The organism is uncultured Lamprocystis sp. (genome assembly GCF_903933125.1).
Lineage (GTDB): Bacteria > Pseudomonadota > Gammaproteobacteria > Chromatiales > Chromatiaceae > Thiodictyon.
This window is the reverse complement of record NZ_CAIZIZ010000102.1, coordinates 1-15,844: the sequence shown is the minus strand read 5'-3', so window position 1 is coordinate 15,844 and position 15,844 is coordinate 1. Positions and strand designations below refer to the sequence as shown.

General features: G+C 63.2%; 10 protein-coding genes. 1 reads left to right on the top strand and 9 read right to left on the bottom strand.

Going from position 1 to position 15,844, the window contains the following annotated elements; genetic code table 11:
- Positions 1 to 94: 94 nt before the first annotated feature.
- From QZY03_RS04690 to QZY03_RS04650, 9 genes are all read right to left on the bottom strand, one after another.
- Positions 95 to 3,343 carry an EAL domain-containing protein gene (locus tag QZY03_RS04690; protein WP_295578613.1) on the bottom strand — a complete coding sequence of 1,083 codons (3,249 nt, stop codon included), beginning with the start codon at positions 3,341 to 3,343 and terminating at the stop codon, positions 95 to 97.
- A gap of 376 nt (positions 3,344 to 3,719) precedes the next feature.
- Positions 3,720 to 5,483 (bottom strand): UbiD family decarboxylase, encoded by a 1,764-nt coding sequence (locus QZY03_RS04685; protein WP_295578611.1) that lies wholly within the window; start codon positions 5,481 to 5,483, stop codon positions 3,720 to 3,722.
- Between the two features lie 42 nt (positions 5,484 to 5,525).
- Positions 5,526 to 7,160 carry a UbiD family decarboxylase gene (locus QZY03_RS04680; protein WP_295578610.1) on the bottom strand — a complete coding sequence of 545 codons (1,635 nt, stop codon included), beginning with the start codon at positions 7,158 to 7,160 and terminating at the stop codon, positions 5,526 to 5,528.
- A 97-nt stretch (positions 7,161 to 7,257) separates the two neighbouring features.
- Positions 7,258 to 7,767, bottom strand: a complete 510-nt coding sequence (locus tag QZY03_RS04675) for a pyridoxamine 5'-phosphate oxidase family protein (protein ID WP_295578609.1) — start codon at positions 7,765 to 7,767, stop codon at positions 7,258 to 7,260.
- Positions 7,757 to 8,326, bottom strand: a complete 570-nt coding sequence (locus QZY03_RS04670; protein WP_295578608.1) for a UbiX family flavin prenyltransferase — start codon at positions 8,324 to 8,326, stop codon at positions 7,757 to 7,759. The genes QZY03_RS04675 and QZY03_RS04670 overlap by 11 nt, the downstream gene beginning before the upstream one ends.
- A 14-nt stretch (positions 8,327 to 8,340) precedes the next feature.
- Positions 8,341 to 9,510, bottom strand: coding sequence for a 2-methylaconitate cis-trans isomerase PrpF family protein (locus tag QZY03_RS04665; RefSeq protein WP_295578607.1), 1,170 nt, complete (start codon positions 9,508 to 9,510; stop codon positions 8,341 to 8,343).
- Complete coding sequence (locus tag QZY03_RS04660) at positions 9,507 to 11,111, bottom strand: UbiD family decarboxylase (protein ID WP_295578606.1); 1,605 nt, start codon at positions 11,109 to 11,111, stop codon at positions 9,507 to 9,509. The genes QZY03_RS04665 and QZY03_RS04660 overlap by 4 nt, the downstream gene beginning before the upstream one ends.
- A gap of 62 nt (positions 11,112 to 11,173) precedes the next feature.
- On the bottom strand, positions 11,174 to 12,778 hold the full coding sequence (locus tag QZY03_RS04655; RefSeq protein WP_295578604.1) for a UbiD family decarboxylase: 1,605 nt from the start codon (positions 12,776 to 12,778) through the stop codon (positions 11,174 to 11,176).
- Positions 12,779 to 13,046: 268 nt separating this feature from the next.
- A complete protein-coding gene (locus QZY03_RS04650) occupies positions 13,047 to 14,426 on the bottom strand; it encodes an MmgE/PrpD family protein (RefSeq protein WP_295578603.1) in 1,380 nt (459 codons plus the stop codon).
- A 205-nt stretch (positions 14,427 to 14,631) separates the two neighbouring features.
- Here QZY03_RS04650 and QZY03_RS04645 point away from each other — a divergent pair, with 205 nt between their 5' ends.
- Positions 14,632 to 15,630, top strand: a complete 999-nt coding sequence (locus QZY03_RS04645) for an AraC family transcriptional regulator (protein WP_295578602.1) — start codon at positions 14,632 to 14,634, stop codon at positions 15,628 to 15,630.
- The last annotated feature ends 214 nt before the right edge of the window (positions 15,631 to 15,844 follow it).

The window sequence follows — 15,844 nt, the reverse complement described above, 5'->3', positions numbered from 1 at the left end:
GCGCAGGCGCGCGCCCAGGCCGACGCGGCTTTGCAGCGCGAGGTCTCCGCCCTGGCCTTTCCCCTCTTAGCTCAATCTAGACGACATGAACCATTCACCGGTCGTATTCCTCCAGCCACTGCTCCAATTCCGACGGTCGCAGCGGTTTCGCATGGAGATATCCCTGCACCTCGTCACAACCCATGCCCCTGAGCTGTTCCGCCTGCCCGGTGTCCTCGACACCCTCGGCGATGGTCGTCAGGTTAAGACTGCGGGCGATCTGAATCATGGCCAGGACGATGGCGCGGTCCTCCTCACTGTGCCGGATGTTGCTGACGAAGGAGCGGTCGATCTTGAGCTTGTCGACCTTGAAGCGTTTGAGGTAGGCCAGGCTGGAGTAACCGGTACCGAAGTCATCAATGGACAGACGCACGCCATGCTCCTTGAGCCGCCGCACCGCGGTCAGGACGCGCTCGACGTCGTCGAGCAGGATGCTCTCGGTGAGTTCCAGCTCCAGACAGCAAGGGTCGAGACCAGCTTCGTCGAGAGCGGATAGGACCAACTCGTGTATATTGCCGCTGTGAAACTGCACCGCCGACAGGTTGACCGCCACCACCCGCAGTGGCAGACCCGCAGCAACCCAGGCCGCGGCCTGCCGGCACGCCTGACGCAGTGCCCAGGCACCGATGGGCACAATCAGGCCGCTCTCCTCAGCGATGGCGATGAATTCACCCGGCATGATCAGGCCGCGTTCGGGGTGGTGCCAACGAATCAAAGCCTCCGCGGCGACCGGCTGATCGGGCTCCCCCGCGCGGCCCAGGCGCAGCTGCGGTTGGTAGTACAACTCGAACGCATCATTCTCCAATCCCCGTTCCAGCGCATCCTTGGTCCTGACGTAACGGACGACATTCAGATTCATCTGCTCGTCGAAAAACCGATAGGTTTCACGGCCGCCCTTCTTCGCTTCGTAGAGCGCGGTGTCGGCATGGCGCAGCAGCGTTTCAGTGGTGTCGCCGTCCGCGGGGAAGATGGCCACCCCGATCGACGAGGAGGTCGTCAACTGCCGCCCGGCGAGCGCGAAGGGCTGCGCCAGGTCCCGCAAAATGGTCTCGCACTTGATGGAGATCGCGTCACGGTCCTCGGCCTCGTACAACACGATGAGGAATTCGTCACCGGACAGGCGGCAAAGGGTGTCCCGGCGCACGGCGTGGCGAAGCCGCTCGGCCACCGCCTGCAACAGGCTGTCGCCGACGCTGTGTCCGTAGGTGTCATTGACCAGCTTGAACTTATCCAAATCCATGAGCAGCAGAGCCATAGGGCTCGCATGTCGCCGCCCGTGCGCGATGGCCTGCGCGATACGGTCCATGGCCAACACGCGGTTGGGCAACTGGGTCAAGGCGTCGTGGTAGGCGAGAAATTCGATCCGCTCCTGCGCGGCCTTGGGTGCAGTGATATCGGTGAAGGAGCCCACGTACTGCACGGTCTCGCCGGCCGCGTTGCGCACGGCGGAGATGGTCAGCCATTCAGGGTAGATGTCACCGCATTTGCGGCGGTTCCAGATCTCGCCCTGCCATTGCCCCTCACGCAACAGGCGTTGCCACAGTGCGCTATAGAAATCGGGTGACTGTTTGCCGGACTTCAAGAGGCGCGGGGTCTGACCGCGCGCCTCCTCAGCGCCATACCCCGTCACCTGAGTGAAGGCCGGATTGGTCGACAGGACGACACCCCGGGCATCGGTGACGACGATGGCCTCGCCGCTGTTATCGAACACCTTCTCAGCCTGCAGGAGCACGGCGTTCTTACGCTCGATGATGGCGGTGCGGCCGGTCATCCCCAGCATCAGCACTTGCAGCAAGGTCGCGAATAAGAGCCCGACAACGCCCACGGCCCAGGCCAGCCAGGGTCGGTGGGCCTGTCGGTAATCCTCAGTAACGATGACCGCCAAACGCCAATCACGATCACCCATGCCCAGCCGGGCGCTCCAGTCGGCAGGGATATCCGGAATGGGCGAAGGACCGGCGACCCGGCTCCCCGAACAGAAGAGAAGGCCCGTTTCCGGAGCAGCCGCAACGTCGCTCAGGCAGAAGGTCAACCCCGCGGGAATCACGTCGCGGGTGGCGATCTCGATCATCTCATCGACCTTGACCACGGCAACGACAAAACCAAGATGCCGGATCGACTCCTGGGATGTGACGTCGGTCGCGGCCGCGATGGGAAGGAGTTCCAGCAGGCCGACGCGCTTTTGCTGTTCCTGCACCAGCAGGATGGGGGCGGTCACGGCCATGGCATTGGTGCGTCGCGCGCGTTCGATCGCGGCGCGGCGGATGGGTTCAGAGTGGATATCGAAGCCCACCGCCCGCTGGTTATTGGCCAATGGGACGATGTAACGTACCGCAACATACTCGGGCCGGGTCCCGGCCCGCACCAGGCGCCGCTCGGTATCGCGCTCAGTGATCTGAAAAGGCCCGAGGGGCCCCATGGCGCTGATCTTTGCTTCGAACTCCGGCCGCTCCGCATCGCTAACCAAGTCGTTGAAACTAAGAGCGAAGATGTCGGGATTTCTCTGCAATGTGATCCGCGTGAAGCGCTCGAACTGGGCGAAACTGAAGTCGGGTGTTGCCTCAACGAAATGGCTGAGCGAGGCAAGAATCTCGCGATGGCTGATGAGACGCTCGCCGATCGCCTGCGCAACTTGTGCGCCGTCGTCACGCAAATCGTTCGACTGGATCTGCGCTTCCCAACGGGCGGTGGCAAGGAAGGCGGCGATGACCAGGCCCAGGGTCACCAGGACCGGCAGGACGGTCCGCCGCAGCCGTTCCCGCCAGAGCGGATCCTGACGGTTAAAAAAACACAGCGCGAGAGGAGCGAAGACCATGACGCCCAGGACGTCGCCCAGGTACCAGTTCCACCAGGTATAGGATGCGCCGGCGGCAGGAATGACGCCGGCGGCGGTGAGGGCCACAACACCCATCGTCGGTGACAGCACCCCGGCCAGCGCGCCGCTCAACAGCAGGAAGCGAAAGGCGTCCTGCTCCCGCTCCAAGGCCGCCCAGGTCGAGGGCTGCCAGTGGCGGACCAGCCAAGCCCCGGCCCCTGCTTGCAAACTGGCGCCCAGCCCAATGACCACCGCCAGGCCGGCGGTCGTGAGCGTGAGGGTGCCGCCGAACCATGCGTGGCCCAGGTTCAGCAGAGCGGAACCCAGCCAGACGCCGGGCAGCACCCGCGCTCCGAACTGCAGGGCGGCAGCCACGGCGAGCCCCGCGGCGGGAAACACCGGACTGGCGTAGCCGGGAGGGATGGCAAGCAAGAGGCCGGCGGCACCCAGCAGCACGTAGGCCAGCGCAAGAGCAATGACGAGTTTCACCGGGCCTAGTGTGACACGTCGGCCGTCCGCAAAATAGCGGCGAAAGGAGGCCGGGCACTTCCACGCTCCGTAGGTCGACTTCGAGACCCTCCCCCTACCCCTGCCGGGCGATCACCTGCACGGATGGTCCCGCCGTGGACCTGAATGATGGCGCGGCAGATGGCAAGCCCGAGCCCGACAGCATGGCAAAGCCGCGCGGGTGGGTGCGGAGCGCGCCATCCGTGGCACTGGCCCTCACTGCGTCGGCGTTGCTGGCAACTGGGATGCAGTGCGCAAGCTCGCCGCGGCGGATTCTCCGAAAAACTGACGCGATTGATCTGATCAATCAGGAATGCACGATCAGGATTCCTCGAAATATCCAAGGCACATTGGTCGGTTACTCATCCGTGTCGAACCGATCCTTGAGGGGGAATCCTGGCGGATAGTCGACTGTGCCGGTCTTTTCGTTCCAACTCACCACGCCGGCGCGGGGTACGCCGGCGGTCGGACCGCCCACCGCGTCGGTGTCCACCAGTTGCGCCGTGCGCTCGCCGTTGATCAGCCAGTCGCCGTTGACCGCCCGCTCGGCGCACTTGGTCCACTCCTCACACCAATCTCCCAGATCGTAGCCGTACCATTTCCAGCGCGGCGTGACGGGCGGCAGCCCGGCCTGTTCCCAGAGCGTGCGGGCCTCTTCCATGATCTCCTTGGTGGGCAGGGCGACTGGCGGCATGGCATAGTGCATGGTGGCGTCGATCATGATCTTGGCCTCCCACTCGCGGTCACGCAGTTTGGGCGCGTGGCCGTTGGCCTGGTGGTCCTCGATCTTCACCGATTTCATCAGGTCCGTGCGGTAGGCGATGGCCCACAGCACCTCCTCGACGTTATTGGGATCGATGTCCTCATCGACCGCCACGGTCATCTTGCCGACCGAGCGCATGAAGGTGGTGGCGCCGCTCAGTGCCCGCCAGATCTCAGTCTTGGGCGAATTGCGCTCCATCACGATGACGGTGAACCGCGAGACCCCGATCATGGGGCCGTGCAGGGCCACGTCCTTCACCTGCCGGATGTAGAGGGTGTTCTTCAGGTGATTGAGCATCACCGCACTGTAGTTGAGCTGCTTGATGACCCCCGATTCCGAGGGTGCCATCTGCGAGATCATCGAGGTCAAAATCGCCTTCTTGCGCCGGGTGATGGCCGTCACGGTGATCGAGTGGTTGTATTCCTCCACCGACATGTTGCCGTAGGACTCGCCGAACGGCGCCTCCATCTCCAGCTTGGTCGGATCGAGCCAGCCCTCGATGATGATCTGGGCATCGGCCGGAACCATTAGCGGGATGGTCTTGCACTTGACCTTGCGATAGGGCGCGCCGGCCAGGGCTCCGGCCACGTCCATGTCATCCAGATACTCTGGGACCTTCTGGGGTCCGATGACCTGGAGCGTCGGCGGGGCGCCGACAATCAGCGCCACCGGCATCTTCTCGCCGCGCGCCTTGTACTTGGCCCAGTTCTGATGGGCGCCGCCGTTGGTCTGGATGAGCCACATGCCGGTGATGCGGTCCGAGGCCTTGAGGCTGCAGCGGTTCTGACTGATGTTCTGAATCCCGGTCTCGGGATTGAGGGTCACGAAGAGTCCGGCCGAGAAATAGGGCGCCGTATCCCAGCCGGGGGTGTTGTTGGGAACTGGCAGCGTGTCCATGCCCTTGCCCGCGCCGCCTTTAAGGGCATCGCCCGTCAGTACGACCTCGTGCACCGGCGCTTCGGCCGAGGGGATCTCCACGGCCGCAAGCGGATTCGCAAAGGCATTGGTCCATTTCTCGAAGATCTTCTGCGACAGGGCCGAGATACTCTCGCCCTGGTAGTCAATCCCCATCGAGGCGGCATAGATGGCCGGCGAGCCGGCGGTGCCGCCGACCTGCACGTCGCAATCCCCCTGGTATTTGCGGCCCTTGGCATCGGTGACGTTGGTGAACAGAAAGGCCCGTTTGGGATTGTTGTTGACGACGGTGCCCACGTCGCCGACATAGCCCCAGCGCACGAAGGCGTGCAGGTGCTTGTCCTTGTTGATCTCCTGATCGATGGTCCAGAGCAAATCCAGTTTCTTGAGCTTGGCCAGGTGATCGTTCAGGTCGTCGTAATTGCGTTGAAAGCCCGGTTGCATGGTGATGCCTCGTATGGATTGGTAGCTGAGACCGGTCGGCGATCAGTCCTGATCACCGAGCCGGATAGCGCGGGCCTGGTCCTGCGGCTGTGCGGTGCGGCTGCGATTGGCGGCGGAACGGCGCCCGTTGGTGAGCCAGTCGCCCTTGGCCGCCCGGTCCGCGCACGCGTCCCATTCCTCCGACCAGTCCCCCAGGGAATAGCCGCACCACGGGGACTGGGGCGTGAGTCGGGGGAGTTGCAACTCCTCCCAGATGGCGCGGGCGCGCTCCATGAACTCCTGCTTGGGCAGGGCGACCGGGGGGTAGTCGGCCTTGGCGGTGGCGTCGATAAGCATGGTGGAATCGATTTCGCAGCCCTTGAACGCGGGCCCGTGGCCCTTGCCGCGATGGGGGATCACGTGGGTGTCGACCGCCGGGTTGCAGCGGTAGGCCAGCGCCCAGAGCACATGGTCGGTGTCCTCCGGGTCGATGTCCTCGTCGATCGCGACGCAGAACTTGCCGATCGCCGGGGTGAAGGAGGCAGCGCCTTCGAGCGCGCGCCAGATCTCCGTCTTCGGTGTCCCGCGGGCAATGGAGAGGAACAGGAAGCGGCGCAGGTTGGTCAGCGGCTCGTGCATCGACACCCGGGTGACGCCCTTGATGTTCAGGTGGTCGCGCAGGTGCGCGAGATACAACGGCTCATAGGCGACCTTTTTGATGACGCTCGATTCGCAGGGGGTGACCTGAGAGATGATGGACGCAATGGTGTAGGAGGTCCGACGGGTGATGGCCGTGACCGTCATGGAGAAGTTGTATTCCTCCAGGGCCATGTAGCCATGCGACTCGCCGAAGGGACCCTCGGGCTCGAGCGCATCGGTAGCGATGAAGCCCTCGACGATGACCTGGGCTTCGGCCGGAACCCACAGGTCCTGCGTCTTGCACTTGACGATATTGATCGGACAGCCGGCCAGTCCCCCGGCGACGGTGATCTCATCGCAGTCGAGCGGGAGCTTCTGCGGTCCGGTGAAGGCGACGATGGGGGGTGCCCCGAGCACTGCCGCGACCGGCATCGGTTGGCCAAGCTTTTTGTACTTGTCCCAATGCACCGCGCCGCCCGCGAGGGTGGAGCGCTCCATCATCACGGCCACCCGATCGGCTGCCTTGAGGTTGCCACGATAGAGCCCGAGGTTCTGGATGCCGGTCTCGGGGTCGCGGCTGACCCAGAGCGCAGCGGTGAAATACGGGGCCGTATCATAGCCGGGAGTGGACACCGGGATGGGCAAAGCATCCAACCCCTGCCCGGCCCGCAGCGCGTCCCCGGTGATGACCACCTCCTGGCAGGGCGCCTGCTGCACCTGGCGCGGGTCGATGGGATGGGCGATGGCGTCGAGCCAGGCCTGGCCAATGGCGTCCTCCGGCCTATTCATCCCCAGAGCGTAGATGCGGCGGTTGCCCGCCAACGCGCCGATCGCCACCTGGGCACCCGGATAGGTCCGACCGGCCGCGTCGGTGACCTGGGTGAACAGAAAGGCTTTGCGTTGCGCCTCGGCAATGCCGCCGCGGTACTGCCAGCGCACCAGCGGGTGCATCTCCGCGTCCTTGTCAATCGCCCGATCGATGCGATAAAGCAGCCCCTGATCCTGGAGCGTCTTCAGGTGGGCGTCGAAATCGTTGTAGCCCGCCGGTGTGTAGTCCATGGTTGAGCCTCCGGATTCGCGGTGAAAACGCTCCCGGACGGTCGCTGCGGACCGCCCGGCGTTGGTGCAGGCGAAGGTCAGTGAGTCATCGCCACACTCACTCGCGTGCCTCCAGTTCCGGCGGGCCGACGGCTTGACCATCCACCAGGCGCTGGGACCAGCGCGTGCCGATCCCTAAGCCGTTGTCGAGATAGCGCAGACGCGATGGCCGCAGCACCAGCAGGGTGGCGCCGGCGAAGGCGCCTGCCGTCTCCGCCGGGTGGGCGATGAGGTCACGGGCGAAGGGGAATTTCGTGAGATAGGCGGCGAGTGCGCGGGCCTTGGCCACCGTGCCCGCGGGGGGGCGGACCTCGCCCTCCATCTGGAGCCCGCGAATCTCCCGCCAGGACGTCACCGGCGGATGGATGGTGGCGGCACAGGCCGGATTGACGGCCAGGTTGCGGCTGTGCCGGGAACGCGGCGAGGAGAGGAACACCAAGTCGAACCCATCCGGGGCGAAGTAGACGTCGGTGGCCCAAGGCACCGCATCCGCGCAGGTCGCGAGCGTCATCACTGCCACCTCGTCGAAGAGTCGCCGGGCGGCCGCTGCGAACGCATCAGGCGTCATCGCCGCCCCAGCGTCGAAACAGATGGTGCTCAATCTCGAACTGGTCCAGAACCTTGCCCAGGCTCTGGTCCACCAGGTCCATGATGGTCATGGGGCCGTGATAGAAGGACGGGGCCGGGGGCAGGATCACCGCGCCCATCTCGGTGACGGCCGTCATGTGGCGCAGGTGCCCCAGGTGCAGCGGGGACTCGCGCGGGACCAGGACCAGCTTACGGCGTTCCTTGAGGGTGACATCGGCGGCCCGGCTGAGCAGATTGTCGCCGAGCGAGAGCGCGATCTGGGCCAGGCTCTTCATAGAGCAGGGGATCACCACCATCCCCATCACCCGGAACGAACCGCTGGAGATCGGCGCGGCGAGATTGCCGTGCTCATGCACGACATGAGCCAGTGCCTTGAGGTCGGCGAGGCTGGTCTGGGTCTCCAGCCGCAGGGTGACCTCGGCACCCTTGCTCACGACCAGATGGGTCTCGATGTCCGGGATGGCCCTCAGGACCTCCAACAGGCGGACACCGTAGATGACGCCGCTGGCGCCCGAGAGTCCGACGATCAGTCGTTTCATGAGACCTCCGCAACTCAGAGAGACAGGATGGACGAGTCGTCCGCCCATGGCTTCAGGTAGATATAGCCTTCCATGATTCGGCGGGCTGTCCGGCCATAGGCGGCCCGCAGTATCCGGTACTCCTCGCCGTCTCGTTCCACCCGGATGTCGACATCCATGATTCCTGATGGGTGGCCGATGCGTACGACGGCGGCCGAACGCGCGGCTTCGGCGCAAACCGCGTTGGCGATGGTGCCGTCGATCTGCGCCGCCACCGCGGTGCATACGGACCCGGTGCCGGAATAGGCACGATGCACGGCGCCGGCGAAGCGAATGATCCCCTTGATGTCGTAGCTGTCAGGTGCGATGGCGCGACCGTCCACGAAGTCGGTATAGCCGATCGGCGGAAAGACCAGGATACAGAACGGCATGGTGGGGTTGATGCGCAGGAAGCTGTCCAAGTCCGGGTACATCCCGAGCCTGACACCGACCGATCCGCGAATCCTGTCCGCTGTGTCCCAGACCGATTGGTTGTTCAGGATATCCTGGAACGGCTCGGTCCCCTGCAAGCCCAGATCGGTGCCCTTCACGAAGACCGACGGATTTGCCGCGTCCACGATCGAAACGTCGAATGTCCCCAGTCCGTCGATACTCAGGGTCTCACAGGCGTGACCGGTTGGCAGCAGACCCTTGCCGAGCGTTCCTCCGGTGGCGGCGAAATCAAGGAGTATCCTGGCGCCGGTGCCCGGTACACCGTCGATGTGGTAATCCCCGACGACCGCGGCGCGACCATCCTTCACCGGCACCTCGGCGATAATGACGCGCTGGGTATTGGTGTTGAAAATGCGCACCCTGGTCAGCGGTTCGACCGCCGGGACCAAACCTTCATCGATCGCGAAGGGGCCGACCCCGGCGGAGATGTTTCCACAATTGATCCGGTAATCGACCAGCGGCTCGTTGATCATCACCTGCCCAAAGGTGTAATCCACGTCCGCGTCGGCGCGCGCACTCCGCGCGATGATGGCGGTCTTGCTGGTCAGCACGTTCGCCCCGCCCAGTCCGTCGATCTCGGTCAGGTCCGGACTGCCGTAGATGTCGAGAATGATTCGGTCTCTCAGGGCGGGGTCGGCGGGCAGGTCTTTCGCATGAAAATAGACCCCCTTGCTGGTACCGCCCCGCATGTAGATACCGCGCACCAGTTTCATGACGTGCCCCCCTTGCCGTCGACGAAGCACGAGTCGGCGAAAATATAGGGATAAGCCGGCCGCTCATCGCTCATCCGACCCAGCCGATGCCGCAGACTCCCGAACGCTCTATAAACTATCGGGTACGGTTGACCACTGAAGTGACTCAAGATGTCAAACCAGGAGCGCGGTGCCCCACGAATGAATGCCTCCATGTTCCGCGTGACGTCCTCTTCGGTCAGTGCCGTTGGCCCGCCCTGGGGGAGCGCAAAGGGATCAGTCACATGGCAGGCGGCGAAAGACAGTCTATCGAAGCCGCCGACCCGCGGAATCGTACAGTCGAATCCAACCTTTGCAAGATTGACCGGCGGCTGGTTGGTGTTGCACATGGGCTCCAGCGGCAACACGTTTTGTTCCGGCAGGATCATAATGTCCTTGGCCGGGTCGAGGCGCCAGGCAAAGGCCCACATGACGCGGTCGGGGTCGAATATATCGACATCCTCGTCGAAGACATAGGCGATCTTCGGCAGCCACTGACGCGAGCAGCTCAGCATGATCGCTAACGCCTGCTTGGCATCACCGCCACCGACGGTGCGGATTCTGGCATAAGCAATATTGGTGGAGCCGTTACCCGGGAGGTTGACATCCAATACCCGAATACCAGCGTTCTTCAGGGCGCTATAGATATCGGCCTCGATCGTCGAATTCCAGACGGCCATGTCCGTGCGTCCCGGATGGAGACCGCCAATGGTGGCATGCTGATAGATTCCACCTTTCCGATACGTTATGCAGTCGATCAGCAAACGGCAATTACGCGGCAGCCCGCCGCCGTAGGTCCCGGTAAACTCACCATAGGGGCCTTCATCGAAGATCCAGCCCTCCGTGGTCTTTATGTGTCCCTCCAGAACGATTTCCGCGTTGGCCGGCACGGTCAGATCGTTGGTTTCACACTTGACGAGCTGGGCCGGCCCACCATAGAACCCGCCCAGCACGTCCCAGTCATCGGTATCCGCCACCGAGTACATCGCGGCAATCTTGTCCAGGGTCGGTCCGCCGATGACCACCGCGACGGGCATGTCCAGTCCGCGCTGTTGATAAGCCTTGGCATGAATCCGCGCCTTATGACTGTCGTTGCGCATGTCGACGTTGGTTTCATTCCTTGCCCGGTACATCATGCGATAGATGCCCCAGTTGATCAGGCCGGTGTCGGGGTCACGCGAGACGACACTGGTGTCCTGAAGATAGGCATGACCATCGTGCTGATGGTGCAGGAAGAGCGGCAGCCGGGTCAAATCGACGGCCTCGCCCTTCAGGATGACCTCTTTGCAGGGTGCGGTAGCGACCACCACTGGTTCATGGGTCCGGGAGCCCCGCCTGGCAATCTCCTGCGCCAGGTCGCTCGGCTTACAGCCGAGCGCGCTGGCATATTGCGTACGGTTCGAATAAGCGTTCGCCAGGAACTGCAGCTCACAGTCTTTGATCTTTTCCACGAGGACTGCGGTATCCGGATGGGCCTCCATGATCGCCGGCAGATCATTGACATGCCGCTCGTCGCTGATGCGCACGAGCTGGCCGATCTTTTCCAATGTCGCCACAAAGTCCGACAGGGTTTGCTGGGTCATGGTTGCTCTCCGCCGATGATGTGATCCAGGATTGCCGGTGGCCTCTCACCGAAACTCAGGGTTTATGCGTCAGTGCCCTTGCCATAAACGAAGCAGGCGTCGGCAAAGGTATAAGGATAGGTCGGGCGCTCATCGGCCATGCGGCCCAGCCGGTGGCGCAGTTGGCCGAAGGCGCGATAGATCACCGGATAGGGCTGACCGTGAAACTGCTTCAGGATCTCCAGCCAGGTACGCGGTGACTGTTCGATGAATTCCGCCATCTGTGTCACCAGTTCCGCTTCCGTCAGCGGCGCGAGCCCGGCTGACGGCTCACCCAGCGGCTCGGTCACGGTGCAGGCGGCGAAGGAGAAGCGATCGACATTGCCGACCAGCGGAATAGTGCAGTCAAAACCGATCTTTGGCATATTGACCGGCGGCTTGTTGGTCATGCACAGTGGATCGAGCGGCAGGATGTTGAGCTCCGGGATGATGAGCGTGTCGAGTTGCGGGTGGTACCGGTAAGCCATAGCCCACTTGACGCGTGCCTCGTCGAAGATATCGATGTCGTCATCGAACACATAAGCGATCTTGGGAAACCATTGGCGGGAGCAAGTCAACATCACGGCAAGCGTCTGCTTGGCGTCCCCGCCACCCACGGGTTTGATCCTGGCATAGGCGATATTGTGGATACCGTCGGCCGGCACATAGACGTCCAGCACCCGGATACCCGCACGTTTGAGCGCCGCGTAAATGTCGGCCTCGACGGTCGGATGAAAGACATAGAGGTCGGTGCGGCCCGGATGCAGTCCGCCGATGGTCGCGTATTGGTAAATACCGCCCTTACGGTAGCTGATACAGTCGATCTTGAAGCGGCAGTTGTGCGGCAGCCCTCCCCCATAGGTTCCGGTGAACTCGCCATAGGGACCCTCGTCATAGACCCAGCCTTCGCTGGTCATGATCCGGCCCTCGATGACGATCTCGGCATTGGCCGGCACCGTGAGATCGGAGGTCTCGCACTTCACGACCTTGGCCGGCTCACCGTAGAAGCCGCCCAGCACGTCCCAGTCATCGGTATCGTGAAAGGAATACATCGAGGCGATCTTGTCCAGCGCGGGGCCGCCGATGACGATCGCCGCCGCCATATCGAGACCCTTGGCGGCGTATTTCTTGGCCTGGATCCGGGCATTGTGGCTGTCGTTACGCATATCGACGTTGGTTTCATTCTTCGTGCGATACATGAAACGGTAGATACCCCAATTGATCAGCCCGGTCTCGACATCCCGCGACACGACATTCGCATCCTGGATGAAGGCATGACCATCGTGGTCATGATACAGAAACAGGGGAAAGCGGGTGATGTCAATATCCTCACCTTTGAGGATAACCTCCTTGCAGGGAGCGGTCTCGACCAGGACCGGCGGGTATCTTCTTTCGCAGCGGCGCGCAATTTCCTGCGCGAGCTCGCGTGGTCCGCAGTTCAGGGCCTGCGCATATTGCTCGCGATTGGAATAGGCATTGGACAGATACTGAAACTCGCAATCCTTGACCTTCTCGACCAGAATGGCCTGATCGGGATTGGACTCCATCAGCATGGGCAGTTCGTCGACCCGACGCTCATCGGTGATCCTCACCAGTTGGCCGATCTTTTCCAGCTCCAGGACGAAGTCTTGCAGAGGTTGTTGGGGCATAGAGATCTCCTGGGCATGATGAAGTGGGCGCTTGCGGCAGATTCGAGACCACTGCACGGCCACCACTGACGGTGACGGCAAGGCGGCCTTGATCGTAATCCCGGCCAGCGGCCTGCGTAGTCAGGGCTTCCAGCCCTGACGGTGTCAGGCCAGGATGGCCTGACTACGCACCCGGCGAGCCCAAGTGGCCGGAATCTTGATCGAGGCCGGCAAGGCGCGTTATGCCTTGATCCTGTGGACGGATCGAGCACGGTCAAGGTGACGGTGCTCAAGACGGGCCTTCCCTCCTGGTCAGCGCCATCAGCGTCCCGATCCCGGGAAGCGCGTCGTAATTCCGGATCGTCTCGAGCAGCGTATCGATCCTGTCCTTGGACACGACCGGACCCAGGTTGGCGCGGAATTTGTCCTCGAGATCGTCCTCCGTCATCGGGTTCTGCGACGTTCCTTTCGGATAACGGACCCGTTTCTGGTATTCCTGTCCGGACGTCACTCGGACAGTCACCACGGCGCCCATGTTGTCGTTGGCTTCGCGCTGCGCCACGTCGTCGACGTAGTGAGTGACCTTGTTGGACAAGACGACGAGATCCTTCCGCTTGCAGGTCTCATCGGTCACGTCGTATTCGGCCGGCGGCCCATCGTAGAGGGCCACTGCCAGCATGAAACTCAAGCTGAACTGGGCCTCGATCAACACCCTGGGCTCCTTGATACTACCCACGTGATCGCAGACGAACTTCGATGCACCGACCTTGACGCTCTCGATGTCCTCCGGCTTGACGCCATTATCGTGGCACGCGAACAGGAAGGCTTCGAGTGCGGCCTGGATCGCGTAGCAGCAGTTGTACTTCTTGAACGAGGTCTCCAGAACCAGCCATTCCTCGCCCAGTTTCGCCGTCACGAGGTCGACCGCGGCGCCGTCGTCGAATGATCGGCAAATCCCGTGATCGCCCTCAATGATCGAGAGCGGCCCGGTAATGCCCTCCTTCGCCAGGTAGGCGGCCCTGATCCCGGCGATCGCGGCGATGCCCGGAAGGTTGCGCTTCACCGTGCCGCCCGAGCGCGTGTATTCCTCCACCCCGCCGGAGAAGCTGCCGCAGATGCCCATCATGTTCATCATTTGCGCCTTGTCCAAGCCAAGCAGCAGCCCGGTGGCAATGCCGGCACCGAAAGGTCCGACGACATCCGGTGTGTGGAAGCCCCTGAGATGGGAGTTGGGAATCCCCGCGCCAAGCCGTGTCATCACCTCGATCCCGAGTACCAGCGCGCGCGCTATCTGGTCGGGGCTCCGGCGCTCGCTCTCGCCAACCGCCAACGCCACCGGAATAACGACGCCTCCAGCGTGAATCTTGATCGCGATGTTGGTGTCGTCGAAGTCCTGCGCGTTGCCGGAACTCGCGTTGATGAACGCCGCCTGCTCCGGTGAAAGCAGGTCGCCGAAATAGATGACCGTCGATCGTCCCTGCGCCGGGAAGGCGGTTGTCGCGCGATAGCTTCCCTCGCTCCACGGGAACTTGGCGCCCGCAATCGTGAGGCCGATCTTGTCGATCAGCAGTTTCCTGACCATCCCACGAAGGTCGTCCGACTGCCCGGAATCGTAGGACTTCGTAGTGAAATCAACGAGGATTTCACTGACAAACGCCTGTTGTTTCATACTGGACGCTCCGAGGGATAGGGGTTTCAAGCAGGCAGTCCCAAGCCCGGCTGGCCACCAAAAAGTCAAATTTGGAATTGTTGCCGTGGCGACCTCCCCGCTCGTATATTTGATATTCTCGCACCGAACGCGTCTCGGGCTCAGCTGCCGCGACATACGAAAATCTGCCTCATTTCTACGCGAAACTGGATCGGAGCCCGACCCCATGACCACCGCCTTCTCCCTGGCCGAGGTGCGCTGGCTCACCGACCCCGAGGCCCCCGTGGTCGTGCTCGATCACCTAGCCGACCTGCCGCACCAGGAGGTTCCGATGCCTCCCGCCATGGGGAGCGGTTGGGTCGAGATGATGCACCTGGCGCTAGGGATGCACCTGGCACGCGGAACGCACCATTTCACCGAGGCCATGGCCGGGCATTGGGTGCCCTTCGCACGGATCACAGCGGAACTGCCCGATGACTCCTTGACCATTCAGTCCGCTCGCAGCGGCCGGGTGCGCCTGTACGAGCGGCGGGTCGGGTCCGAACTGACCTTCGGGGGTGACGTTGCGCTGTTTCAGCACTCGGATCGGCTCGACTACGAGCCGCACCCGGACGGCTCGACCATGGTCCAGGTGACGGTGCTCTTGATCGGCGACGCACTCCTCGCCCGCTTGCTGGGCGAGGCGCTGGCCGGCACGCTGATGGCGGGTCTGGGGGTGGTCGGGGTGCCGTCGGCTCGGGTTCTGGCGATCCCGGCCGCGATCACCGCGCCTTTGTATGCCGCGTTATCGACCGAGCAGGCGGGTGCCTTGCGCAAGCTCTATGCGCAGTCCAAGATCCTGGAGTATCTCGGGGGGCTGACCCGGTTCATCACCGGGGAGCACGAGGCGTCGCCCGCCCTGCCACTGGTACGGCGGCGTCGGGCAGAACAACTCCGCGAGGAGTTGGAACGGGCGGGCGCCGAGGTTCCGAGCCTTGATGAACTGGCTAGGCGCTATCGCACCAGCGCCCGCACCCTTAACGACGACTTCAAGGAGGTCGTCGGGCAGTCTATCTTCGCCTTCGTCACCCGGCGGCGTCTGGGCCAGGCGCATGTGCTGCTTCAGGAGACTGATATCCCATTGAAACAGCTCGCCGCCCGCTTGGGCTACACGCACGTCAACCATTTCAGCACCGCCTTTCGCCGGGTGTTCGGCTACCCGCCGGGGCGCCTGCGGCGCGGGTAGTCGGTCGAGCGGCAGCAGCGGGTTTGCCGCGGGCCACCACCCAGCCGTCGTTGGTGGAAAGCAGTATCACCGGCCGACCCTCCAGGCGCGGCGCCAAGAGCCGTCGTCAAGGGCTGCATCAAGGAGCGCTTCGCCGGCCTTGATCATTAATCCGGCCAGACCCAAGCCGGCACTCGTCGCGGCCCGGGGGCCGCTCCTACCGTAGGAGCGGCCC

Bases quoted from the DNA above. Each gene is read 5' to 3' on its own strand.
- QZY03_RS04655 (WP_295578604.1), bottom strand. From the start codon at position 12,778: ATGCCCCAACAACCTCTGCAAGACTTCGTCCTGGAGCTGGAAAAGATC.
- QZY03_RS04665 (WP_295578607.1), bottom strand. From the start codon at position 9,510: ATGAAACTGGTGCGCGGTATCTACATGCGGGGCGGTACCAGCAAGGGG.
- QZY03_RS04660 (WP_295578606.1), bottom strand. From the start codon at position 11,111: ATGACCCAGCAAACCCTGTCGGACTTTGTGGCGACATTGGAAAAGATC.
- QZY03_RS04680 (WP_295578610.1), bottom strand. From the start codon at position 7,160: ATGGACTACACACCGGCGGGCTACAACGATTTCGACGCCCACCTGAAG.
- QZY03_RS04675 (WP_295578609.1), bottom strand. From the start codon at position 7,767: ATGACGCCTGATGCGTTCGCAGCGGCCGCCCGGCGACTCTTCGACGAG.
- QZY03_RS04645 (WP_295578602.1), top strand. From the start codon at position 14,632: ATGACCACCGCCTTCTCCCTGGCCGAGGTGCGCTGGCTCACCGACCCC.
- QZY03_RS04650 (WP_295578603.1), bottom strand. From the start codon at position 14,426: ATGAAACAACAGGCGTTTGTCAGTGAAATCCTCGTTGATTTCACTACG.
- QZY03_RS04685 (WP_295578611.1), bottom strand. From the start codon at position 5,483: ATGCAACCGGGCTTTCAACGCAATTACGACGACCTGAACGATCACCTG.
- QZY03_RS04670 (WP_295578608.1), bottom strand. From the start codon at position 8,326: ATGAAACGACTGATCGTCGGACTCTCGGGCGCCAGCGGCGTCATCTAC.